Annotated in this window: 23 protein-coding genes and 1 pseudogene; 10 read left to right on the top strand and 14 right to left on the bottom strand. The window is 74.4% G+C overall.

The window, feature by feature from the left end; all coding sequences use genetic code 11:
• Nucleotides 1-156: 156 nt before the first annotated feature.
• Nucleotides 157-786 (bottom strand): DUF3000 domain-containing protein, encoded by a 630-nt coding sequence (locus OHA86_RS08385; RefSeq protein ID WP_329173781.1) that lies wholly within the window; start codon nt 784-786, stop codon nt 157-159.
• Nucleotides 787-872: 86 nt separating this feature from the next.
• Between OHA86_RS08385 and hemE the strand changes: the two genes are divergently transcribed.
• Complete coding sequence (gene hemE / locus OHA86_RS08380) at nt 873-1,931, top strand: uroporphyrinogen decarboxylase (RefSeq protein ID WP_443071670.1); 1,059 nt, start codon at nt 873-875, stop codon at nt 1,929-1,931.
• Nucleotides 1,932-1,965: 34 nt separating this feature from the next.
• Here hemE and OHA86_RS08375 read toward each other — a convergent pair whose 3' ends face one another.
• A complete protein-coding gene (locus OHA86_RS08375) occupies nt 1,966-3,108 on the bottom strand; it encodes a DUF4349 domain-containing protein (protein WP_329173779.1) in 1,143 nt (380 codons plus the stop codon).
• A 134-nt stretch (nt 3,109-3,242) separates the two neighbouring features.
• Between OHA86_RS08375 and hemG the strand changes: the two genes are divergently transcribed.
• Nucleotides 3,243-4,718, top strand: a complete 1,476-nt coding sequence (hemG, locus tag OHA86_RS08370) for a protoporphyrinogen oxidase (protein ID WP_329173778.1) — start codon at nt 3,243-3,245, stop codon at nt 4,716-4,718.
• A 4-nt stretch (nt 4,719-4,722) separates the two neighbouring features.
• Entirely contained in the window at nt 4,723-5,484 is a 762-nt protein-coding gene (hemQ, locus tag OHA86_RS08365) for a hydrogen peroxide-dependent heme synthase (protein WP_329173776.1), read from the top strand.
• Between the two features lie 21 nt (nt 5,485-5,505).
• Here the strand turns inward: hemQ and OHA86_RS08360 are convergent, their stop codons facing one another.
• Nucleotides 5,506-5,913 carry a winged helix-turn-helix transcriptional regulator gene (locus OHA86_RS08360; RefSeq protein ID WP_329173775.1) on the bottom strand — a complete coding sequence of 136 codons (408 nt, stop codon included), beginning with the start codon at nt 5,911-5,913 and terminating at the stop codon, nt 5,506-5,508.
• 135 nt (nt 5,914-6,048) lie between these two features.
• Between OHA86_RS08360 and OHA86_RS08355 the strand changes: the two genes are divergently transcribed.
• Nucleotides 6,049-6,981 carry an NADP-dependent oxidoreductase gene (locus OHA86_RS08355; protein WP_329173773.1) on the top strand — a complete coding sequence of 311 codons (933 nt, stop codon included), beginning with the start codon at nt 6,049-6,051 and terminating at the stop codon, nt 6,979-6,981.
• 403 nt (nt 6,982-7,384) lie between these two features.
• Here OHA86_RS08355 and OHA86_RS08350 read toward each other — a convergent pair whose 3' ends face one another.
• Nucleotides 7,385-8,086, bottom strand: a complete 702-nt coding sequence (locus OHA86_RS08350; RefSeq protein ID WP_329173771.1) for a peptidyl-tRNA hydrolase — start codon at nt 8,084-8,086, stop codon at nt 7,385-7,387.
• Between the two features lie 152 nt (nt 8,087-8,238).
• On the opposite strand from OHA86_RS08350, the gene OHA86_RS08345 reads away from it, so the two are divergent.
• Nucleotides 8,239-8,619: a hypothetical protein gene (locus tag OHA86_RS08345; protein WP_329173769.1), complete on the top strand. Its 381-nt coding sequence runs from the start codon at nt 8,239-8,241 to the stop codon at nt 8,617-8,619.
• Between the two features lie 447 nt (nt 8,620-9,066).
• Here OHA86_RS08345 and OHA86_RS08340 read toward each other — a convergent pair whose 3' ends face one another.
• Nucleotides 9,067-9,645, bottom strand: coding sequence for a TetR/AcrR family transcriptional regulator (locus tag OHA86_RS08340; protein ID WP_329173767.1), 579 nt, complete (start codon nt 9,643-9,645; stop codon nt 9,067-9,069).
• Between the two features lie 109 nt (nt 9,646-9,754).
• On the opposite strand from OHA86_RS08340, the gene OHA86_RS08335 reads away from it, so the two are divergent.
• A complete protein-coding gene (locus OHA86_RS08335) occupies nt 9,755-10,213 on the top strand; it encodes a nuclear transport factor 2 family protein (RefSeq protein ID WP_329173765.1) in 459 nt (152 codons plus the stop codon).
• A gap of 47 nt (nt 10,214-10,260) precedes the next feature.
• On the opposite strand, the gene msrB is transcribed toward OHA86_RS08335, so the two are convergent.
• The 4 genes from msrB to OHA86_RS08315 form a co-directional block, all read right to left on the bottom strand.
• The gene (msrB, locus tag OHA86_RS08330) at nt 10,261-10,665 is read right to left on the bottom strand and encodes a peptide-methionine (R)-S-oxide reductase MsrB (RefSeq protein WP_329173764.1); all 405 of its coding nucleotides are present in this window, start codon (nt 10,663-10,665) and stop codon (nt 10,261-10,263) included.
• Nucleotides 10,666-10,675: 10 nt separating this feature from the next.
• Nucleotides 10,676-12,070: a UDP-N-acetylmuramate--L-alanine ligase gene (murC, locus tag OHA86_RS08325; RefSeq protein ID WP_329173763.1), complete on the bottom strand. Its 1,395-nt coding sequence runs from the start codon at nt 12,068-12,070 to the stop codon at nt 10,676-10,678.
• Nucleotides 12,071-12,181: 111 nt separating this feature from the next.
• On the bottom strand, nt 12,182-12,658 hold the full coding sequence (locus tag OHA86_RS08320) for an indole-3-glycerol phosphate synthase (protein ID WP_329173762.1): 477 nt from the start codon (nt 12,656-12,658) through the stop codon (nt 12,182-12,184).
• Nucleotides 12,659-12,900: 242 nt separating this feature from the next.
• Nucleotides 12,901-13,710, bottom strand: coding sequence for a pyrimidine reductase family protein (locus OHA86_RS08315; protein ID WP_329173761.1), 810 nt, complete (start codon nt 13,708-13,710; stop codon nt 12,901-12,903).
• A 501-nt stretch (nt 13,711-14,211) separates the two neighbouring features.
• On the opposite strand from OHA86_RS08315, the gene zapE reads away from it, so the two are divergent.
• Nucleotides 14,212-15,270 (top strand): cell division protein ZapE, encoded by a 1,059-nt coding sequence (gene zapE, locus OHA86_RS08310; protein WP_329173760.1) that lies wholly within the window; start codon nt 14,212-14,214, stop codon nt 15,268-15,270.
• Between the two features lie 19 nt (nt 15,271-15,289).
• Nucleotides 15,290-16,153: a polyphosphate kinase 2 family protein gene (locus OHA86_RS08305; RefSeq protein ID WP_329173758.1), complete on the top strand. Its 864-nt coding sequence runs from the start codon at nt 15,290-15,292 to the stop codon at nt 16,151-16,153.
• Here OHA86_RS08305 and OHA86_RS08300 read toward each other — a convergent pair.
• From OHA86_RS08300 to OHA86_RS08280, 5 genes and pseudogenes are all read right to left on the bottom strand, one after another.
• A complete protein-coding gene (locus tag OHA86_RS08300) occupies nt 16,150-16,302 on the bottom strand; it encodes a hypothetical protein (RefSeq protein ID WP_329173756.1) in 153 nt (50 codons plus the stop codon). The two genes, OHA86_RS08305 and OHA86_RS08300, sit on opposite strands and share 4 nt — an antisense overlap.
• Entirely contained in the window at nt 16,299-18,086 is a 1,788-nt protein-coding gene (treZ, locus tag OHA86_RS08295) for a malto-oligosyltrehalose trehalohydrolase (RefSeq protein WP_443071669.1), read from the bottom strand. Before treZ ends, OHA86_RS08300 begins: the two co-directional genes overlap by 4 nt.
• Before the next feature lie 67 nt (nt 18,087-18,153).
• A pseudogene (locus OHA86_RS08290) lies at nt 18,154-18,621 on the bottom strand (dihydrolipoyl dehydrogenase); the annotation flags it as partial.
• 198 nt (nt 18,622-18,819) lie between these two features.
• Nucleotides 18,820-19,746, bottom strand: a complete 927-nt coding sequence (locus tag OHA86_RS08285) for a zinc-binding dehydrogenase (RefSeq protein WP_329182304.1) — start codon at nt 19,744-19,746, stop codon at nt 18,820-18,822.
• A gap of 117 nt (nt 19,747-19,863) precedes the next feature.
• Nucleotides 19,864-20,745: a helix-turn-helix transcriptional regulator gene (locus OHA86_RS08280; protein ID WP_329173755.1), complete on the bottom strand. Its 882-nt coding sequence runs from the start codon at nt 20,743-20,745 to the stop codon at nt 19,864-19,866.
• 153 nt (nt 20,746-20,898) lie between these two features.
• On the opposite strand from OHA86_RS08280, the gene OHA86_RS08275 reads away from it, so the two are divergent.
• A complete protein-coding gene (locus OHA86_RS08275; protein WP_329173754.1) occupies nt 20,899-21,672 on the top strand; it encodes an SDR family oxidoreductase in 774 nt (257 codons plus the stop codon).
• A 16-nt stretch (nt 21,673-21,688) separates the two neighbouring features.
• Nucleotides 21,689-22,660: a LysR family transcriptional regulator gene (locus OHA86_RS08270; protein ID WP_329173753.1), complete on the top strand. Its 972-nt coding sequence runs from the start codon at nt 21,689-21,691 to the stop codon at nt 22,658-22,660.
• Nucleotides 22,661-22,700: the final 40 nt, after the last annotated feature.

Raw genomic sequence — 22,700 nt, 5'->3', positions numbered from 1 at the left:
GAGCATGAATCCTGGCAAATCGGACGGCCGATCGAACGCCAGAGCACCCGGGGCACAGGTGTGCCCCGGACGCCGGTGAGCGGCGCCCGGGGCAGGGACGGGTGCGGGCACGGACATGCAGGAGGAGAAGGGGTGCGGACGCGCGCGGCCCGCGCGTCAGGTGCGCCGCTTCGGCAGCGGCACCACGCCGGCCGTACCCCGTACCGGCGCGTCGGGACCCTCGGCGGGCGGCAGGCCCGCGCAGGTGCACAGCAGGTCGCACCAGGCCGCCAGATGCGCCGAACCGTCGATCACCCCGCCGGCGCGCTCCCGCGGCGACCACGAGGCGCGCAGCTCGATCCTGGTCTCGTCGGGACGGTCCGCGAGCCCGCCGAAGAAGTGCGAGGACGCGCGCGAGACCGTACCGCTCGGCTCGTCGTGGTCGGCGCCGCGGGCGGCGAGCGCCCCGGTCAGCCAGGACCAGCTCACCTCGGGCAGCAGCGGATCGCCGGCCATCTCCGGCTCCAGGTCCGCCCGGGCCAGCGTCACCAGCCGGAAAGTGCCGCGCCAGGCGTCGTGCCCGGCCGGCTCGTGCAGCAGCACCACCCGCCCGTCGGCCAGCTCCTCGCCGTCGGCCACCACCGTGGCCTCCAGCGCGTACGCGTACGAGGCCAGCCGGCGTGGCGCCGTCACTTCCTCGATCCGCACCTCGGACCGCACTCGCGCCGCTCGCAGCGCGTCCACCGCATGCCGAAAAGGAAAAGGGATCCCGTCGTCCTCGCCGAGCTGCCCATGCACCGCTGCCATGCCCGGAAGACTAGGCCGCCGACGCCCCTCGCGTGTGCAACAACACCCGAGGCCCCGGAACTGGTGCCCACCGCCGCCGTGGGAGGATGCCGGATGTGAGTACGCCCCAGCAGACCGCTGCTTCCCCTTTCATCCGTGCCTGCCGGAACGAACCGGTGCCGCACACCCCCGTATGGTTCATGCGGCAGGCGGGGCGGTCGCTGCCCGAGTACCTGAAACTGCGCGAGGGCGTCCCGATGCTGGAGTCGTGCACGCGGCCCGAGATGGTCGCCGAGATCACCCTCCAGCCGGTCAGGCGGCACGGGGTGGACGCGGCGGTCTACTACAGCGACATCGTGGTGCCGCTCAAGGCGATCGGCCTCGACCTGGACATCAAGCCGGGCGTCGGCCCGGTGGTCGCCGACCCGATCCGCACCCGGCAGGACCTGGCCCGGCTGCGCGACCTGGAGCCCACCGACGTCGGCTATGTGACCGAGGCCGTCGGCCTGCTCACCGCCGAACTCGGCGAGACCCCGCTGATCGGCTTCGCCGGCGCCCCCTTCACCCTGGCCAGCTACCTCGTGGAGGGCGGGCCGTCCCGCAACCTCGAGCGCACCAAGGCCATGATGTACGGCGACCCCGAGCTGTGGCGCGACCTGCTCGACCGACTCGCCGGCATCACCGCCGCCTTCCTGAAGGTGCAGATCGAGGCCGGCGCCAGCGCGGTCCAGGTCTTCGACTCCTGGGTCGGCGCGCTGTCGCCCGCCGACTACCGGCGCCATGTGATGCCCTCCTCGGTGAAGGTCTTCGACGCCGTCGCCGGCTACGGGGTGCCCCGCATCCACTTCGGCGTCGGCACCGGCGAACTCCTCGGCCTCATGGGCGAGGCGGGCGCCGACGTCGTGGGCGTCGACTGGCGGGTGCCGCTGGACGAGGCCGCCCGCCGGGTCGGCCACGGCAAGGCGCTGCAGGGCAACCTCGACCCGGCGGTGCTCTTCGCCCCGACCGCGGCCGTCGAGGCGAAGACCCGCGAGGTACTGGACGCCGCGGCCGCGGCCGGCACCGGCCACATCTTCAACCTCGGCCACGGCGTCCTGCCCAGTACCGACCCGGACGCCCTCAGCCGCCTCGTGGACTTCGTCCACCGCAGCACCGCGGCGGCCTGAGCGCCGGTCCCGGGCGGTGAGCCCCGGCCCCCGGTCAGCCGACCGGCGGGCCGTGCTCCTCCTGCGGCTCCGCCTCCTCCTCGGCCTGCCGGCCGGCGGCCCGCTCCCGCGGATACTCCGGCAGCCCGCCTGCCGTCCGCGACCGGTCCGGCGCGGTCGGCTCGGCCCGCGGCCACCACCGGCGCACCTGCCGGTACGCCGCCCAGACCAGCGCCCCGAGGGCGAGGAAGGGCAGCAGCACGGACAGCACGACGAGCACCGTCCGCACCGTCACCGAGAAGGCGTGCCAGCCGCCGCGCAGCGCGTGGCCGACCGTCGTCCAGAAGCCGTCCTTCTCCGGCTTCGGGGCCACGTGCGGCGCGGCCTTGACCGGCGGCTCGCTCAGCCGCAGCGTCACCGTGGCCAGGTCCGCCTGTGCCCGCAAGGACGCCTGCTGGGCCTCCAGCGCCTCCAACGCGGCCTCACGGGTGCTCAGTTCGCTTTCCAGCGAGACCACGTCACTGAGCCCTGACGCCTGGTCCATCAGCTTCCGCACCCGGTCGACGCTGGCCTGCTGCGACTTCACCCGGCTCTGCACGTCCACCACCTGGCCGGTGACGTCCTGAACACTCACCTTGCGCCCCAGCAGCTTGCCGAGCCCGCTGAGGTCGTCGAGCAGCTTGTCGTACGCCGCCGGCGGCACCCGCAGCTCGATGGTGGAGGTGGTGTGGCCGGCCGTGTCCACCGCCGTGTTCTCGTCGCCCGCCCAGCCGCCCGCGCCGTCGGCCAGCGCCCTGGCGTGCTCCAACGCGTCCGCGACATGAGGGGTGCGGATGCTCAGGTCGGCGGTGCGCACCAGATACGTCGGGGCCAGCGCCGGGGCCTTCTTCGCGCCCGCGGAGGGCGCGGCGGCGGCCGGGGCGCTGCTCCCGGTGCCCCCGCTTCCCCCGGCGCTCTCCGTCGCGGCCCCGCTGTCCGAGCCGCCGCCGCTGCTGTTGCCGCTGTCGGCGTCCGGCGCGCCTTCCTGGGCGCCCTTCGCCGCCGCTGCCGGCGCCGCCGCCTTGTCGGCCGTGCTGCTGTCGGACGACGCGCCGCATCCGGCGACGCCGAGCACGGCGGCCAGCAGCAGGCTCGCGAAGACGGCGGCACGCGGCCGGCGACGGGCCCGCGGCGCGTGCTGTCTCGTACTGAGTCTCATCTCAATTCCCCCCAAGGACAGGGCCGTTGTGCGATAGCGCCGGTTTGACGGGCGCCGCCGCGGTCCCGTTGCCGTTCCGCGGTACCGAAGACGTCACGGTCGGAACTCGATCCGGAGTCTGAGACAGTGGAGGCATGAGCCACACGCACAGCGGCAGCGGTCCGGCAGCAGCCCACGACCGGGCGGCGGGACCCGCCGGGGGACATGTGGTGGTCGTCGGCGGCGGCATCTCGGGACTCGCCGCCGCCCACCGGCTGGCCGGCGCCGGCGCCCGGGTGACCCTGCTCGAAGCCTCGCCCCGGCTCGGCGGCAAGCTGCACGCGGACGAGATCGCCGGGGTGCCGGTCGACCTCGGCGCCGAATCGATCCTCGCCCGCCGCCCCGAAGCGGTGGACCTCGCCCGCGAGGTCGGCCTCGGCGACGACCTGGAGCCGCCCGCCGTGCTCGGCGCCACCCTGTGGACCCGCGGCCGGCTGCGCCCCATGCCCAAGGGCCACGTGATGGGCGTCCCCGGCGACCTCGGCCCGCTCGCCGCCTCCGGCGTGCTCTCCGCCGCGGGCCTGGCCCGGCTGCCGCTCGACCACGTCCTGCCGCGTACCCGGATCGACGGCGACGTGGGCGTCGGCGCCTTCGTCGCCGCCCGGCTCGGCCGCGAGGTCGTCGACCGGCTGGTCGAACCGCTGCTCGGCGGGGTCTACGCGGGCAACGCGTACGAGATCTCGCTGCGTGCCGCCGTGCCCCAGCTCTATGCCGCGGCCCGCGGCGGGCGTTCGCTGATCGAGGCCGCCCGCGGCGTCCAGCGCCGCGCCGCCGCCTCGGCCGGCAGCGGGCCGGTCTTCAACGGCATCCGCGGCGGGGTCGGCCGGCTGCCGCTCGCGGTCGCCGACGCCTGCCGGGCCGCCGGTGTCGTCATCGAGACCGGCGCCCGGGTGCGCGAGCTGCACAGGACCGGGCCGCACGGCTGGCGGATCCGCCTGGGCGACCGCACCCTCGACGCCGACGCCGTGGTCCTCGCCGTCCCCGCGCCCGCCGCCGCCCACCTGCTCGGCGCCGAGTCGCCGGCCGCCGCGGCCGAACTGGACAGCGTCGAGTACGCGCGCATGGCGCTGGTCACCATGGCCTACCGCCGCAGCGACCTGCACCGGCTGCCCGAATCCAGCGGCTTCCTCGTCCCGCCGGTCGACGGCCGGACGATCAAGGCCTCGACCTTCTCCAGCCGCAAGTGGGGCTGGCTGGACGCGGCGGGCGGCGACACGGCGGTGCTGCGCACCTCGGTCGGCCGCCACGGCGACGAGGCGGACCTGGCCTGGGACGACACCGACCTGGTGCGGCTGTCCCGGGAGGACCTGGCCGAGGCGGTCGGCCTGCGGGCCGCACCGGTCGCCGCCCGGGTCACCCGCTGGGACGCCGGGCTGCCGCAGTATCCGGTCGGCCACCTGGACCGCGTCGCCCGTATCCGCGAACAGGTCGGCAAGCTGCCCGGCCTGGCGGTCTGCGGCGCCGTCTACGACGGGGTGGGCATTCCGGCCTGCGTCGGCAGCGGGCACCGGGCGGCGTCCGAGGTGCTGGGCACCCTGGTGCCGGGCGGTGCGGGCGGCGCGGGAGAATAGCCGCATGACCGACTCGACTGCCGCCCACGCCCTCGACTCCGCCGCCGCGGAAGCCACCGCGCACGCCAAGGCCGCCAACGCGGGCAAGAAGGCCAAGGACCTCAACGAGGTCATCCGCTACACGCTCTGGTCGGTCTTCCGGCTGCGCGCCCCGCTGCCCGAGGACCGCGCCGGCTACGCGGACGAGGTCGAGGAGCTGTTCGCCGGGCTCGCCGCCAAGGACGTCACGATCCGCGGCACCTACGACGTCTCCGGGCTGCGGGCCGACGCCGACCTGATGATCTGGTGGCACGCCGAGACGGCGGAAGCGCTCCAGGAGGCGTACAACCTCTTCCGCCGCACCCGGCTGGGCCGCGCTCTTGAGCCGGTCTGGTCGAACATGGCGCTGCACCGCCCGGCCGAGTTCAACAAGTCGCACATCCCGGCCTTCCTGGCCGACGAGACGCCCCGCGACTACGTCAGCGTCTACCCCTTCGTGCGCTCGTACGACTGGTACCTGCTGCCCGACGAGGACCGCCGCCGGATGCTCGCCGACCACGGGAAGCTGGCCCGCGGCTACCCCGACGTCCGCGCCAACACCGTCGCCTCCTTCTCGCTCGGCGACTACGAGTGGATCCTCGCCTTCGAGGCCGACGAGCTGTACCGCATCGTCGACCTCATGCGGCTGCTGCGGGCCTCCGAGGCGCGGATGCACGTCCGCGAGGAAGTGCCGTTCTACACCGGCCGGCGGCGCGCCGTCGCCGACCTGGTCGCCGGGCTGGCCTGAGCCGCGCCGCCGCCCCGGGGCTCACGCCTCGGCTTGCGCCGCGTCATAGGCCTCGCGGGCGTCGAGCACCTCCTCGATGTGCCGCTCCGACCAGGCCTTGACGGCGGCCAGCACCACCAGCAGGTCACGGCCGATGCCGGTCAGCTCGTAGTCCACCCTGACCGGCACGGCCGCGGTGACCGTACGCGTCACCAGCCCGTCGCGCTCCAGCGCGCGCAGGGTCTGGGTGAGCATCTTCTGGCTCACCCCGGCGATCACCCGGGCCAGCTCGGCGTAACGCAGCGGGCCGTCCGCCAGGGCCGTGACGATGAGCGTCGCCCACTTGTCGCTGATCCGGTCGAGCAACTGCCGCGACGGGCACACCGCCATGAAGGCGTCGTAGGCGGTTCTGGCTTCCGCGCGGCGCTGGGCCGCGGTCCGGGTGGGCATGACGACTCCCGCGTGGGTTACGCACTTCCAGGTGCCTGCTTACCGGAAGAGAGTAGCCCCACCTAGGTTCTGAGGTACGCGCAGCGGTCCTGCGCGGCAACCCGTCAGTGAACCCGGGAGACCAGGAGAACAGCCATGCTTGCAGTCGTCGTACGGGACTTCGGCGGTCCCGACGCGCTGGAAACCGTCGAGCACCCGCTGCCCGAGCCCGGCCCGGGGCAGGTCCGGGTCGCGGTGCAGGCCGCCGCCGTGAACCCGGTGGACCTCGCGGTACGCGCCGGGGCCATGCTCGCGATCGGCTTCGCGGAGCCGCAGCCGCAGTTCGGGCTCGGCTGGGACGTCGCCGGCACGGTCGACGCCGTCGGGGCGGGCGCCGGCTTCGCCGTCGGCGACGCCGTGATCGGGCTGGTCGACCGGCTCGACCTGCCCACCGGGGCGTACGCGGAGTACGTCGTACTCGACGCGGCGGCCGTGGGACGCGCCCCGCGGAACGCGTCCCCCGCCGAGGCGGCCACCCTGCCGCTGTGCGGCCTCACCGCCGCACAGGGGCTCGACCTGCTCGGCCTCGCCCCCGGGGACACCCTGCTGGTCACCGGCGCGGCCGGCGGCGTCGGCGGCTTCGCGGTCGAACTCGCCGCGGCGCGCGGCCTGCGGGTCGTCGCCGTCGCCGCACCCGCCGACGAGAAGCTGGTCCGCGGCTTCGGGGCGGAGCACTTCGTGCCGCGCGGCGGGCGGGTCGCCGACGCGGTCCGCGCGGTCGTGCCCGGCGGCGTCGACGGGGTCCTCGACGCCGCCCGGCTCAAGACGGCCGCGCTCGAAGCGCTGCGCACGGGGGGCGGCTTCGTCGCCGTCGGCCTCGGCGAGGACCCCGTTCCGCGGCGGGGGACGCGGGTCGCGAACGTCTGGGTCCACGCCGACGGGGCGGGGCTCTCCGAGCTGGCGGGACTCGCCGACGCGGGCCGGCTTACGCTGCGCGTCGCCGGTACGTATGCGCTGGCGCGGGCTTCGGCGGCTCATTCCCGGGCGGCGGAAGCGGGTCTCCGGGGCCGCCTCGTCCTCCTCCCTTAGCCCCCGCCCGCCCGGGACGCGCTCCCGGGTGCTCCGTCGGGCCGCGCAGTTCCCCGCGTGCCCCTGGGCGGGGTGCCTCTTGCGGTGGCTTCTCGCGTGCTGCGCCGCGGTGGCTTGTCGCGCGGTTCCCCGCCCCCCTGGGCAGGTGCCACTTCCTGTTGGCTTCACACCTGCGGTGCGCTGTGGCGGGCCGCGCAGTTCCCCGCGCCCCTTTGGGGCGTCCTCTGCCGCAGAGGGCAGGCCCTCAGGGGCGCGGGGAACTGCGCGACAAGCCACGACGAACCGTCGTGTGGAGACGGACCGCACCACCCCCCAGGGACGGGGAACTGCGCGGCCAACCCCCGCGGCACCGCGGGGACATGCGCACCGCAAGAGGGGCAGTCGCTCAGGCCCAGCGGCAGCGCTACGCGCGGAGGGCGGGGTGGTCCGCGATGATCGTGGGGGAGCCCGGGGGGATCTCCGTGAAGCCGGCATCGCGGACCACGGGCAGGCCCGTCGTGGTGGAGAGCCGGGCCCACGCACGGGAGGACGGCTCGCGGACCGCGAGGGGGAAACCCGCCGCCCGCCACGCCACGCGCTCGTCCGCGTCCAGCTCCCACCACACGAGCTGCGCCCCGTGCCCGGTCTGGGCCATCGCCTTGCCCGCGGACATCGAGAGGTCCGGGTTGGTCCAGAGCACCGGCTCCGCCGGATCCGGCGGCAACGGCGTCTCGGGATCGTCGAGTTCGGTCCCCGACACCTGGAGCTTGGCCAGATCCTTGGGCCAGCCGTCCAGCGGCACCGGCGGGAAGACCCGGACCTCGGCGCTCTGCCCGGTGACGGTGATGCCGGGCAGCGTCTCCGCCCGCCGCCACTCCCCGCCCCGCGCGCGCCGTACGACCTTCCTGATCCTTGCGTCCTGCCAGTCCCGTACCGCCTGCGCCCACTCGCCGTCCTCGTCGGTGGCGCGCTCGTCGGACAGCAGGGTCAGTACGGCACGGGCCGAGGTCTCCAGCGCGTCGGTGCGCGGCGGCGGGGCGTCCCGCTCGATGCGCACCACGAGCGGCAGGACGAACTGCGGGGCCGCGTCCCGCTCGGTGGCACTGTGCTGGAAGGGGCTGGTCACGGCCCAAGTCTGCCACCGCCGCTTGGCCCGCGCGGCAGGGTGGTCCAGGATGAGGGCCGTGCGCGATACGGGACTGCGACTCGACGGTGTCGGACGGCGTTACGGGCTGCGCGGGCCGTGGGCGCTGCGGGGCGTCGGCCGCGCGGGCGTGCGTGGCCTCCGCGGTGGGCGCCGGGCGCGCGCACGCCGCCGCGCTGCTGACCGGACTGCTCGCGTCGTCACTGCTCGGGGCGGCCGGTACGGGGGTCGTCGCGGCGATCAGCAGTGCGCATTCCGACGACATGAGCACGGGGGTGCCGAGGGGGGCGGCGATCGTTGCGGGGCTGGCCGCCGCCGCGGTCTCCGTGCTGCTCGGCGCGGCGGTCGGGGCGGTCACGAATCCGCCGCTGCTGCGGAGCGGGGGGTGGTCGTTCCTGGTCACCGGCTCGCGGACCGGCTCGGTCCACTACCCCCTGCTGGGGCTCGCCGTCTCGGCGCTGCTTGCGGCTGCCGCCGCGCTCCTCTCGACCCGTGCGGCTTCCCACATGGCGTGAGGCTTTGCCTCCTCGCCGCGTGAGAGGGCGCCTCTTGCGGTGGCTTTTCGCGTGCAGCGCCGCGGTGGCTTGTCGCGCGGTTCCCCGCGCCCCCAGGTGGGTGCCACTTCCTGTGGGCTTCACACCTGCGGTGCGCGGTGGCTGGCCGCGCGGTTCCTCGCGCCCCTACGGGGCTCGTCCCCTGCCGCAGAGGGCAAGCGCGCTTTTCCAGGGGCGCGGGGAACTGCGCGCTCAGCCACGACGGTGGGAAAGAAGCAACGCCACCGCAAGGGGCACCCACCCAGGGGCGCGGGGGACTGCGCGACAAGCCCCCATGGCGCCGCAGGCTAGCGTGCACCGCGAGTGGCACTCACCCGGGGGCGCGGGGAACTGCGCGACCAGCTACGACGGCGCAGCCGACAAGCACGCCACCGCAAGGGGCAGTCGCCCCAGGGCGCAAGCGCCGCGTCATCGTGGGGGGAGGAGGCCGTCGAGGAAGACGGTGATGACCGTCGAGCGCGCGACGGAGCCGGGCGGGGTGGTCTCGACCGCTCGGGCCACGCCGATGAGCAGCGCCCGCAGTTCGGGGAAGCCCACGTCCGCGCGGACGGCGCCCGCGCCCCGGGCGCGCAGCAGAAGCGTCTCCAGGTGGGGAGCCACGAGGGACCGCCCCTCGCCCCCGAGGCCGGCGACATCGACGCCGGCCTCGGCCAGCGCGTCCGCGTAGGCGTTCTTCGCGGGCGACTCCCCGGCGACCAGCGTGATGAACTCGCGGAAGGCCGCCCCCGGATCATCCGCGGCGGTGAGCCGCTCCGCGGCCTCGCCGAGCCGCCGCAGCAGCCGCTCGTGGACGGCGGCGAGCAGCGCCTCCTTCGTCGGGAAGTGCCGGAAGACCGTGCCGATCCCGACCCCCGCCCGCTGGGCGATCTCCTCGGTGGACGCGCCGGTGCCGCTCGCCGCGAAGACGGCTTCCGCGGCATCGAGCAGCCGCTCCCGGTTGCGCCGCGCGTCGGCCCGCAGCGGCCGTGGCGACCGCTGCCCGGTCACGCGGCGCCGCCCTGCGACCGGTGGACAAACGGAGTCCCCAGTCCGTATCGTCGGAGCTGTAGCGGAGTCATGACTCCGATTGTAGCCGCACGTCCTGAGGAGCCCCACCATGCCCACGCCCCACGAGGTCTTCGGCACGCTCGCCGCCCGTATCGCGGCGGGACGGTGGTCCGAGATCGCCGAGCTGTACGCCGAGGACGCCGTCGCCGAGATCCCCTTCGCCCTGCCCGTGCCCGACCGGATCACCGGGCGGGCGACGCTGCACGCCCGCTTCGTCGCGCTGGCCTCGGGCAGCCTGGAGATGCGGGCGGAGAACATCCATGTGCACGGGACCGACGACCCCGAGGTCGTCATCGCCGAGTACGACTACCGCGGCCGGTCGCTCACCACGGGGCTCGCCTTCACCGTGCGCAACATCCAGGTGCTGCGGGTCCGTGACGGCCTCATCGTGGCCTCCCGCGACTTCCACGACCACGTCGCCCTCGCCGTGGCCACCGGCCAGCTCCCGGCGCTCGCCGGCGCGGTCGGCCCGGACTTCACCCTCGACCGGGCACCGGCGGCCGGCTGACGGTACGAAAAGGCCCCCGTACGGACCTACGGGGGCCTGCCCGGCCGCTACTCCTTCGGGCTGAGCCGCAGTGAGATCGAGTTGATGCAGTAGCGCTGGTCGGTCGGGGTGCCGTAGCCCTCGCCCTCGAAGACATGGCCGAGGTGGGAGCCGCAGCGCGCGCAGCGCACCTCCACCCGCACCATGCCCATCGTGCGGTCCTCGATCAGCTCGACCGCGTCGCTGTCGGCCGGGTCGTAGAACGACGGCCAGCCGCAGTGCGACTCGAACTTGGTGTCGGAGCGGAAGAGCTCGGCGCCGCACGCCCGGCACCCGTACACGCCCTCGGTCTTGACGTCGGTGTACTCACCGACGAACGGACGCTCGGTGCCGGCCTTGCGCAGGACCGCGTACTCCTGCGGCGACAGCTCCTCGCGCCACTGCTCGTCGGTCTTGTTCACTTCGTACGACATGGAGCTCCTCTCAGCTGCCGAGACGGGCGAGAATCCGTGGTCCGAGGTCGGTCACGTCGCCAGCCCCCATGGTGAGAACGAGATCACCGGGCTTCGCCATTCCTGCCACCACCCCGGCCACCGCGTCCCGGTCGGACTCGGCGGTCACGTCGGCGCCCGCCGCCTTCGCAGCGTCGATGATGACCGCGCTGGTCACCCCCGGGATCGGGTCCTCGCGGGCCGGATAGATGTCCAGCACCACCGACGCGTCGGCGAGCGCCAGGGCGCGGCCCATTTCCACGCCCAGCTCCCGGGTGCGGCTGAACAGGTGCGGCTGGAAGACCACCAGCACCCGGCCGCCCTCCGCGGCGCCGCGGATCGCCTCCAGGTCGGCGGCCATCTCGGTCGGATGGTGCGCGTAGGAGTCGATCACCTGCACGCCGGCCGCCTCGCCCTTGAGCTGGAGCCGCCGCTTGACGCCGGTGTACTTCGCCAGCGCCGACGCCAGATTCCGGGCCGGGGCGCCGATCGCGATGCCCGCGGCCAGCGCGGCGACCGCGTTGAGCGCGTAGTGCCGGCCGGGCACCGACACGGTGAAGGTCAGCATCCTGCCGTCGAGCAGCACGGTGACCTCGCTGGCCAGGCCGCGCGGATTGATCTTCACCACCCGGACGTCGGCGTCCTGCGACTCGCCCACCGTCACGATCCGCAGCCCGCCGATGTCCCGTACCCGGGAGGTCAGCTCCACCGCGCCCGCCTGGTCGGCCGAGATCACCAGAGTGCCGCCGGGCCGCACCTTGCCGACGAAGGTCTCGAAGGACTCGTAGATCTCTTCCAGCGAGGCGTAGTTGGCGTGGTGGTCCAGCTCCACGTTCAGCACGATCGCCACCTCGGGCGCGTACGTGTGGAAGCTGCGGTCGCTCTCGTCGGCCTCGGCGACGAAGACCTCGCCGCCGCCGTGGAGGGCGTTGGACCCGGGCGCGTCCAGGTCGCCGCCGATCGCGTACGACGGGTCGAGGCCGAGCGCGGTCAGCGCGACCGCCAGCATCGAGGTGGTGGTCGTCTTGCCGTGCGTGCCCGCCACCGCGATCGGCCGGGTGCCCTCCATCAGCGCGGCCAGCGCGTCACTGCGGTGCACCACCGGCACCCCGCGCTCGCGGGCCGCGGCCAGCTCCGGATTCTCCGGGCGGATCGCGCTGGAGACGACCACGGCGGTGGCGTCCTGCGCCAGGTGCGCGGCGTCGTGCCCGATGTGCACGGTCGCGCCCAGCGCGCGCAGCGCCGCGGCCGTCTCCGACTCACGTGAGTCACTGCCCGCCACCCGCGCCCCGCGCTGCGCGAGGATCTTCGCGATCCCCGACATCCCGGCGCCGCCGATACCGATGAAGTGCGGTCGGTCCATGGTGGGCGGAACGGACGGGCTCATACGCGGATCTCCCAAGGGTGGGCCGTTTGACGGGTCAGCCGAATTCTCGCACTGCCCGCGGGCGCCCGGAGTCATCGCCGCCTCGACCGCCGGGCGTCCGCTCCCGCCCGGCTACTCCGCGTCGTCCTGCTGCGCGAACAGCTTGAGCACCGGCACCCCCACCTTGTGCCGGGCCCGGGAGGTCCAGTCGCGGTGGAAGAACTCCTCCACGAAATGCGGCGCCGTCAGCACGATGACCTCGTCTGCGCCGGTCCGCTCCACCACCGTCCGCAGCACGTCCAGCGGGTGCCGCTGGACGATCTCGCCGACCGCCTCGGCGCCGGCCCGGTGCAGCGACTCGACGGAGTGCGCGAGCGCGAGTTCGGCCGGCTTGAAGGCGTCGCTGCCCTCCGGCACCTCGTTCTCGCGGGCCGCGTTCTCCAGATGGCCGAGCGCCACGTCGTCCACCGCCCGCAGCAGCCGGTCCTGGTCGCCGCGGGGCTGCATCAGCACCACGAAGGAGACCTGCTCCTCGCCGTGCAGGGTCGTGACCAGCTCCACGTCCGCCGGAGCGAGCGGCTTCTCGATCATGAGTACGGTCGTGAACACGGACGCGTCCTTCTTTCTCACGGGCCACTCGGCCGCTACGGAATCCATCCTGCCCCCGATCTTCACAGAGCACCGCTGTAAGTCTTCCCGAGCGGAGCCAAGCGGAACGGATGAATCCGGTTTTTTGCGGCTCATCCTTGCCCCGGGAGGGGCTGACCTTCGTGTGCCCCCCCGTGTCTGCGGCTACGCGCGGACACGGGGGCCGGGCCTGCGCGTAGCCGTTCGCGCCTGCGCATCCGCGGCTACGCGCGGACGTAGCGGGTGAACAGGTAGCCGTCCTCCTCCAGGACGGACAGCGGTACGAAGCGGGTCGGGCCGTCGGGCACGGCCGGGCCGTTCGCGATGCGCGGGGCGTCCCCGCCGAGCAGCAGCGGCGCCACCGTCAGGCACAGTTCGTCCACCACGCCGGCCGCCGCGAAGCCCGCGAGGAGGCGGGGGCCGCCCTCGTGCAGCAGGCGGGTGTGGCCCAGCGCCGCCAATTCCGCGACCGCGCGGGCCGGGTCCACGGCGGTGGCGTCGGCCGGGGTGCCTCCGCCTGTGCCTGCGCCTTCGCCTGCGGGGGCCACGATGACGTGGGCGCCGGCCGCCCTCGCCGCGGCAAGGCGCTGCTCGGGCGCCGCGGCGCCGGTCAGCACGATGGTCGGCGTGAGCGGCTCCCGGAAGAGCGGCGCGTCGAAGTCCAGGTCGAGCCGGCGGCTCACCACCGCGATCGCCGCGGCCGGCGGCCGGCCTTCCCCGGCGCGCTGTTCGGCGAAGTCCTTACGGGCCTTGGCCGGGCGGTAGCCCTCCTGGCGGACCGTCTCCGCGCCGACCACGATCACGTCCGCGAGGGCGCGCAGCGTGCCGAAGATGCGCATGTCGGCGGGGGAGGAGAGGGGGGCGGACTTGCCGTCGGCGTGGGCGGCGCCGTCGAGCGACGCGACCATGTTCGCCCGTAGGTACGGGCGGTCCTTCTCGCGGGGGGCCGGATACGCGTAGGCGGCGGCCAGGCCGAGGGGGGTGGCGAGGTCGGCGTCGTCCGCCGTCCCGGCGGAAGGGTGCAGGCGGCGCATGACGTGCAGTCTTCCACGGAGGTCTTGCCGGGGCGCGCGGGGGCGGCCGGGGGTGCCCTCGGGTGGCCGGGCGGCGGTGGCCTCGGATGGCTGGGTGGCTGGGTGGCCGGGTTTTCCGCGTGGGCCGGGGGTGGGGTGCGCTTGGCGTGGGTGGGGTGGGGTCGGTGCCGCTCCGGGGGTATCTCCTCGGACTGCGCACCCTGGCTCTGTGCAAACGTTCCTGCGGGAGTTGTGCGCAGTCCTGCGGGGACACCCCCGGATCGTCCCCTCCCGGCCGGTCGGCGGCCATCTGTCGTTGGTGGGTGGGTGTGGTGGGCGGGACCCCGGGGCGTTCCCTCCCGGCCGGCCCGCGGCCATCTGTCGGTGGTGGGTGGCTGTGGTGGGCGGGACCCCGGGGGGTCCCCTCTCGGCCGGTCGGCGGCCATCTGTCGGTGGTGGGTGGCTGTGGGGCGGACGACCCCGGGCCGCCAGGTGTGGGGGTACGCACTACGCTAAGGAGCCGTGTCCTCCTCCGCTCTGATCAAGCCGGTTGCCCTCAGTGGGCGCAGCCCGCACGTCGAGGTCGGGCGGCTGGTTCAGGAGATGGTGCCGCCGCCGCGGTTCGACGGTGTGCGGTTCGAGACGTACGAGGCGGACCCGGCCCAGCCGAGCCAGGCCGCGGCGGTCGCGCGGCTGCGGGACTTCGCGGGGCACCAGGCGCCGCGGGCGCGCCGGCGCTGGTTCAGGAGCGAGCCGCCCGCGCCGCCGGCCGGCGGGGTGTATCTGGACGGCGGCTACGGCGTCGGCAAGACGCATCTGCTGGCCTCCCTGTGGCACGCCACCCCCGCCCCCCGTGAGCGCAAGGCCTTCGGCACGTTCGTGGAGCTGACGAATCTGGTCGGGGCGCTCGGCTTCCAGCCGGCGGTGCAGGCGCTCAAGGACCACCGCCTGCTGTGCATCGACGAGTTCGAGCTGGACGACCCGGGCGACACCGTGCTGGTGTCGACGCTGCTCGGCAAGCTCGCCGACGCCGGAGTACGGCTGGCGGCGACGTCGAACACGCTGCCGGGCAAGCTGGGGGAGGGGCGGTTCGCCGCCGCGGACTTCATGCGGGAGATCCAGGGCCTGTCCGCGCGGTTCACCAGTATCCGGATCGACGGTGAGGACTTCCGGCACCGCGGACTGCCGCGGGCGCCGGAGCCGTACGCCGACGAGCAGGTGACGCGGGCGGCGCTGCGTACGCCCGGGTCGGCGCTCGACGACTTCGGGGCGCTGGCCGCGCATCTGGCCACCGTGCACCCGAGCAGGTACGGGGCGCTGTGCGACGGGGTGGCGGCGGTGTTCCTGCGCGGGGTGAGCGAGGTCACCGACCAGGCGACGGCGCTGCGGATCGTGGTGCTCGCCGACCGTCTGTACGACCGGGAGATACCGGTGACGGCCTCGGGCGTACCGTTCGACAAGCTGTTCGGCCCCGAGTTGCTGGCCGGGGGGTACCGGAAGAAGTATTTCCGTGCGGTGTCCCGGCTGACCGCGCTGGCCCGGGAGGCCGGGCGGCCGCACGACGCTGGCGGAGCGCCCTGAACCGGCGCAGGATCTGTGCATGGCCAAGGACAAGCAGGAGAAGGCGGACGGCGGGCTGCGCTCGCTGCTGCGGGTGCCGCAGGGCGGGGTGAGCCTGGCGGATTTCGACACCCGGGCGACCCCCGGCGATCCGGGCGGCAAGGCGATGGCGAAGGCCGAGACCGCGCAGGTGCGGCAGCAGCTGGCCGAGTTGCAGGAGCGGCTGTTCGCGCAGAGTACGTCGGGTGATCCGCGCTGCCTGCTGCTGGTGCTCCAGGGCATGGACACCTCGGGCAAGGGCGGCACCGTCAAGCACGTGGCGAGCGGGCTGAACCCGACGGGCGTGCGGGTGAAGGCGTTCAAGACGCCGACCGACGAGGAGCTGTCGCACCCGTTCCTGTGGCGGATCCGCAAGGCGCTGCCCGCACCGGGGGAGATCGGTGTCTTCGACCGTTCGCACTACGAGGACGTGCTGATCACCCGGGTGCACGACCTGGTGCCGCGGGCCACCTGGAGCCGGCGGTACGGGGTGATCAACCGCTTCGAGCAGTCGCTCGCCGACGACGGTGTCACCGTAGTGAAGATCTTTCTGCACATCGGCTACCAGGAGCAGAAGGAGCGCCTGGTGGCCCGGCTCGACAACCCGGCCAAGCACTGGAAGTTCAACGACGGCGACATCGCCGAGCGCGCCCGGTGGCCCGCGTACCAGGAGGCGTACGAGGCCGCCCTCGACCGCTGCTCGACCGACAGCGCGCCCTGGTACCTGGTGCCCGCCGACCGCAAGTGGTACCGCAACTGGGCGGTCGCCAAGCTGCTGCTCGAACACCTTGAGCTGATCGGCCCCGAATACCCGAAGGCCGGCTTCGACGTCGCCGCCAGCCGGGCCGCCCTGCTCGGGACCTAGCCGGAGCAGGCGTTGCGCTGGGCCTCCTGCCATTCGCACACCGGGCAGTACGTGGCGCCGCGGGTGCTCGCCGGGTGTTCGGTCGGCTCGCCGCACAGCACGCAGTCCGCGACCGGCGCGCTGTCGGGGGAGTGGGGTGTCTGCGTCACCCGTCCACCGTAGCGCCCGTGGTCCGCAGGACGGCCGCCCCGCGGGCGGGGAGCTGGACGGCGGGACCCGGCAGGAGTTTGCAGCCGGGGCGCGCCAGCACCATCTCGCACGGCGTGTTGAGCGGCACCCGGGCGGGGGCGTCGGAGAAGTTGACCACGATACGGAACGGGCCGCGGGCCACCCGCAGCGTACGGCCTCCCGCGGTGGCGGTGACCGCGTCGAGCTGCGGGTCGGTCAGGGCCGGCTCGGAGCGGCGCAGGGCGATCAGGGCGCGGTACCACTCCAGCAGTTCGTGGTGCTCGGGCTTGTTCTGCTCGGCCCAGTCCAGGCAGGAACGGTCCCTGGTGGCGGGGTCCTGCGGGTCGGGCACGTCCTGCTCGGCCCAGCCGTGGGAGGCGAATTCGCGCCGCCGGCCGCGGGTGATGGCCGCGCCCAGCTCCGGGTCGTGGTGGTCGGTGAAGAACTGCCAGGGGGTGGCGGCGCCCCACTCCTCGCCCATGAACAGCATCGGGGTGAAGGGCGAGGTCAGCACCAGGGCCGCCGCGGCGGCCAGCTGCTGGGGGGTGAGCCGGTCGCCGGTGGCCCGGTTGCCGATCTGGTCGTGGGTCTGGCTGTAGCCGAGCAGCCGGTGGCCGGGGGCGGTGGCGGGGTCGAGCGGGCGGCCGTGGTGGCGGCCGCGGAAGGAGGAGTAGCTGCCGTCGTGGAAGAAGCCGCGCCCGAGGGTCTTGGCGACCGCGGCGGGTCCCGCCGCGGCGAAGTCGGCGTAGTAGCCCTGGGCCTCGCCGGTGACGGCGGTGTGCAGGGCGTGGTGGAAGTCGTCGTTCCACTGGGCGTGCAGGCCCAGGCCGCCCGCCTCGCGCGGGGCGGTGGTGCGCGGGTCGTTGAGGTCGGACTCGGCGATCAGGAACAGCGGGCGGCCGAGCGCCGCCGACAGGCCGTCGACCGCCGTGGACAGCTCTTCGAGGAAGTGCAGCGCGCGGGTGTCGACCAGCGCGTGGACCGCGTCGAGCCGCAGCCCGTCGAGGCGGTAGTCCCGCAGCCAGGCCAGCGCGCTGCCGGTCAGGAAGGCGCGGACCTCGTCGGAGCCGGGCGCGTCGAGATTCACCGCGTCGCCCCAGGGCGTGTGGTGGCGGTCCGTGAAGTACGGGCCGAACGGCGGCAGATGGTTGCCCGACGGGCCGAGGTGGTTGTGCACCACGTCGAGGACCACGCCGAGGCCGTGCTGATGTGCCGCGTCGACAAAGCGCTTCATCGCCTCGGGGCCGCCGTAGGGCTCGTGCACCGCCCACAGCGACACCCCCTCGTAGCCCCAGCCGTTGGTGCCGGGGAAGGGGCAGACCGGCATCAGCTCGATGTGGGTGATGCCGAGCCTGGCCAGGTGCGGCAGCCGTTCGATGGCCGCGTCGAAAGTGCCCCCCGGGGTGAAGGTGCCGACATGCAGCTCGTACAGGACCGCGCCCGGCAGCCCGCGGCCCGGCCAGGGCGCCGACCAGGCGAAGGCGTCGTGGTCGACGACCGCGCTCGGCCCGTCGGGTCCCTCCGGCTGCCGCCGCGACCGCGGGTCCGGCAGCGGCGGGCCGCCGTCCAGCACGTACGCGTAGCGGGTGCCCGCCGGCGCGGGCAGCTCGGCGCGCCACCAGCCCGCATTGGCCGGGTCAGGGCCGAGCCGGTGGGCACGCTCGTCGATCAGGATCTCCACCCGCTGGGCATCGGGCGCCCACACCTCGAACAGCACGCACGTCTCCCGTCCGGTCCCCGACAGTTCGGTCCCGGGCAGATTCATGCCCGCGTACCGGGCACCTCAGACGAAATTCACTCATCGCGCTTGCCGCCGGCGGGTGTGCGCTCGGTCACGCCGACTGGTGCAGGCCGCGGCCCGCCAGGGTCAGGAACACCTCGCCGACCGCCTCGGACAGCGTCGGATGCGGGTGGATGTGCCAGGCCACATCGGCGGGCTCCGCCTCCCAGCCGACGATCAGCTGGCTCTCCGCGATCATCTCCGAGACGTGCGGCCCCACCAGGTGGACGCCGAGCACCTGCCCGCCGCGTACCGCGACCGCCTTCACGCTGCCGCCCTGCCCGTGCACCATGCCCTTGGCCACCGCGGTCAGCGGCATCGAGTTCACCACCACGTCCAGGCCGCGCGCGCGGGCCTGCGCCTCGGTCAGGCCGACCGACGCGGTCTGCGGGTTCGAATACGTCACCCGCGGGACGGCCGGGTAGTCGATCGGCCGCGGGGTCCGGCCGGCCAGCACCTCGGCGACCAGCAGCCCCTCCGCGAACGAGGCGTGCGCGAGGCCGGGGGACGGCGGCGGCAGCCACGACGCGGCGAAGGCCAACTCCCTACGGCAAGTGGCACCCCGCCAGGGGCGCGGGGAACTGCGCACTCAGCCACGGCGGCGGCGAGGCCAAGCGGCCACCGCAAGTGGCAATCACCCAGGGGCGCGGGGAACTGCGCGACAGGCCCCCGCACAGCGCAACTGTGGAGCCCGTGAGCCCCCCGCCGGGGAGACCGTTCACGGCCCCGTCGTCAGGACGGCGTTGCCGGATACGCGCCGCTCATGCAGGTCCGCCAGGACGGTCGCCGTGTCGGCCCAGTCGGCGAGCCGCCCGATCTCCGGGTGGAGCCGCCCCTCCGCGACGAGCCGCACGAGAGCGGCGAGGTCGGCGGCGTAGGGCTCGGGGAAGTCCTCGTAGTGGAAGTGGCGCACGGCCGCCGACGACGGCCCGTCGAAGAAGGAGAAGAAATCGAGGGTGGCGGGCTCACGGGAGGCCTGCCCGAACCAGATGAGGTCACCGTGCGCCCGCACAAGGCCGAGCGCCAGCGACATCGTGGCGCCGCCGACGGACTCCATCACCGTGTCGAAGGGGCCGCCCGCCGCGGCCACCTCGTGGACGACGGTGGCCCCGAACTCGGCGAGCCGCCGTCCGCGTTCGGGCGTCGCGCTGACCGCGGTCACCTCCGCGCCCGCGCCGACCGCGAGTTCGGCCACGTAGTGCCCGACCCCGCCCGACGCGCCGGTGATGAGCAGCGAGCGGCCGGCCAGGCCGCCCGCGGTCCGCAGCAGCCGCAGGGCGGTGAGGCCGGCCAGCGGGAGGGCCGCCGCGCTGACCGCCGGGACGGTGTCGGGCAGTACCGCCAGCCGGTCGGTGTCGACGGCGGCGTATTCGGCCCAGCCGCCGCCCGGCGGGTGGCCGACGACGCGCTGGCCCGCGCGCGGCCCGCTGCCGTCGGCCGCGGCCTGGACGACCAGGCCCGCGATGTCCTTGCCCGGCCGCAGGCCGACGCCGGGCAGGGCGCCGTGCAGCCGGAAGACCTCGCCGCGGTTGACGGAGAAGGCCTCGACCTTGACCAGCGCCTGGGCAGGGCCTGGCCGCGGCTCTTCCGTCTCGCCGTGCGCGACCAGCCTCGCCGGGTCCCCCGTGGGCAGCAGTGCCTTCATCGCCAGCTCCTCGATCCGGTGCGGCGGTTCGCTTCGAAACCGCCGCTGGATCAAGGAGAACCGCAGGTCAGGCGGGGCGTCCAACAGCCTTCCGTACGGTTCGACAACCGCCGGTTGTCAGCGCTGGCGGAAGGCGCCGGGGGAGGGGGCGTCCGGGGCAGACGCGTCCGCCGACGCGGACCGCTCGCCCGCGCTCCAACTGGCCAGCACGGCGAGGCGTTCCGCGGCGCCCGAGCCGGGCGGCGCGGTGTAGACGACGACGGTACGGTCGGCGTCGCCCGGCAGCGCCAGCGTCTCGTAGCCGAGGTTCAGCTCGCCCACGACGGGGTGGCTGATCCGCTTGACGCCGTACGTCTTCTCCCTGACCAGGTGGTCGGCCCACAGCCGGCGGAAGTGCTCACTCTTCATGGACAGTTCGCCGATCAGCGCGGTGAGCCGCTGGTCGTCGGGGTGGCGCCCGGCGCCGAAGCGGAGGTAGGCGACGGTCTCGGCGGCGACGGCCGCCCACTCCGGGTAGAGGTCGGCGGCCTCCGGGTCGAGGAAGACCCGGCGCGGCATATTGCGACGGGAGGCGTCGCCGGCGAAGCCGTGCACGGCGTCGCCGAGGGCGTTCCAGGCCAGCACGTCCATGCGGTGGTCGATGACCATGGCGGGGCAGTCGGCCATGTTGTCGAGCAGCAGCCGCACCCCGGGGCGTACCCCTCCGGAGGGCGCCGCCGGAGCCGCCCGCCCGGGCCTGGCCAGGTCCCGCAGGTGCGCGTGCTCGGTCGGGTCGAGCCGCAGCACCCTTGCGACGGCGTCGAGAATGGCGTCGGAGACGTTCTTGCCGCGGCCCTGTTCGAGCCGGATGTAGTAGTCGACGCTGACCCCGGCGAGCTGGGCGACCTCCTCCCGGCGCAGCCCCGGCACCCGCCGCCTGCCGTACGGGGGCAGGCCGACGTCCTCCGGCTGGATTCTCGCCCGCCTGGACTGCAGGAAATCGCCGACCGTGTTGTCCATGCGTACGAGCCTAAGCGAGCGCCGGGCGCCGAGCCTGGTACTGCCGGACCCAGGTAGAGCGCAACCCTGGGTGTCGCGCGCGGGCCGCCGCACAGTGGAGCCGTCCACCACGGCAGCACCCGTCACGCGGGCCACCCCAGGGAGTTACGCATCATGAGCACCACTGCTTACGGCAACCTCGCCGGCCGTACCGCCGTCGTCACCGGCGCGGCGAGCGGTATGGGCGAGGCCACCGCCCGCCTGCTGGCCGCGCGGGGCGCGAAGGTCGCGCTGCTGGCCCGCCGCACCGAGCGGCTGGACGCGCTCGCCGGGAAGATCGCCGCGGACGGCGGCCGGGCGCTGGCCGTCACGGTCGACGTGACCGACGAGGCGTCGGTCAGGGCCGCGGCCGGCCAGGTCAGGGACGCGTACGGTCCCGCCGACCTGGTGGTCAACGCCGCCGGTGTGATGCTGCCCAACCCGATCGACGCGGGCCGCAGCGACGAGTGGGCGCGGATGGTGGACACCAACCTCACCGGCGCCCTGCGGATCATCGACGCCTTCCGCGACGACCTGCTCGCCGCCGGGGCCGAGGGGCGGCCGGCCGACCTGGTCAACGTCTCCTCCATCGGCGCCCACCTGACCTTCCCCGGATACGCCGTCTACAGCGCCACCAAGGCCGCGCTGACCCACCTGTCGGCCTCGCTGCGGGCCGAGTTCGGGCCGCGCAGGGTCCGGGTCACCAACATCGAGCCGGGCTTGACCGACACCGAGTTGGGCGGCCACATCGACAACGCGGAGCTGTCGGCGCAGCTCGACGGGATGTTCCAGGCCTTTCCCGAGGCGCTGACGTCCGACGACATCGCTGACCTGATCGCGTACGTCACCAGCCGTCCCGCGCACGTTAACCTGCGGCAGGTGATCGTCCTGCCGACCGGGCAGGCGTGAGGAACGGGCAGGCGCAATGAACGGGGGCTCGGCGGTGGATCTGGACCTGGCGCAGGTGCGGGCCTTCGTGGCCACCGCCGACCGGCTGCACTTCGGGCAGGCCGCCGCCGAGCTGTACCTGACCCAGCAGGCGCTGTCCAAGCGGGTCGCCCGGCTGGAGGACGCGCTCGGCCGCAAGCTCTTCGACCGTACCGGCCACGGGGTCGAACTCACCGCCGCCGGGCGCCGCTTCCTCGACCCGGCGCGCGAGCTGGTACGGGCGGCGGAGGCCGCGGTGGCCGCCGCGCGGCACGAGGAGCGGGCGCTGCGGGTCAGCGTGTGGGGCCATATGTTCGTACCGCTGCGCACAGTCCGCGAGGTCGTCGCCCGCGACCCCGGCCTCGACATCGAGCTGAGCCTGCGGCCCGACTTCCCGGCGGCGCTCGCCGGACTGCGGGACGGCGAGATCGACTTCGCGCTCGGCCGCACCCACGCGCTGGACGAGCCGTGGCCGGCCGCCGTCACCCGGCGGCTGGTCAGGCTGGAGCCGGTCAAGGCCGTGATGAGCCGGGCCGGTGCGCTGGCCGGCGCCCCCGCCCTCAGCCCCGGGCAGCTGCGGGAGGGCCGGCTGTGGTTCCCGGCGCCGCGCGCGAAGGTGGAGTTCCTCCGGGCCTTCACCGAACGCTTCGGGGTGCCGGGCGAGTTCGGCGGCATCAACCTGGGCCTCGACCCCTTCCTCGCCCACCTCGCCGCCCACCCCGGCCTCTTCTCGCTGCTGTGCGCGGACGTCGAGGTGCCCGACGGCAGCGGCCTGCGCGAGATCCCGGTCACCGGACCTACCCCGCTCTACGCCTGGCACGCCATCTGGCGCACCGGCGAGCAGCACGCCGTCCTGCCCCGGCTGCTGGCCGCCTTCGGCGCCGCGGCGGCCGAGGAGTCCTGGCTCGACTACGACCCGGCCCGCCACTGGCTCCCCGAGGCCGATCAGGCGATCCTGCCGGGGGCGTGAGGGCCGCACTCGGCGGGTCGGCGCCCCGGCCGCGGTTGTG

Source organism: Streptomyces sp. NBC_01477 (assembly GCF_036227245.1).
Lineage (GTDB): Bacteria > Actinomycetota > Actinomycetes > Streptomycetales > Streptomycetaceae > Actinacidiphila.
The sequence above is the reverse complement of the archived record's forward strand: the minus strand, read 5'-3'. Positions and strand labels throughout refer to the sequence as shown.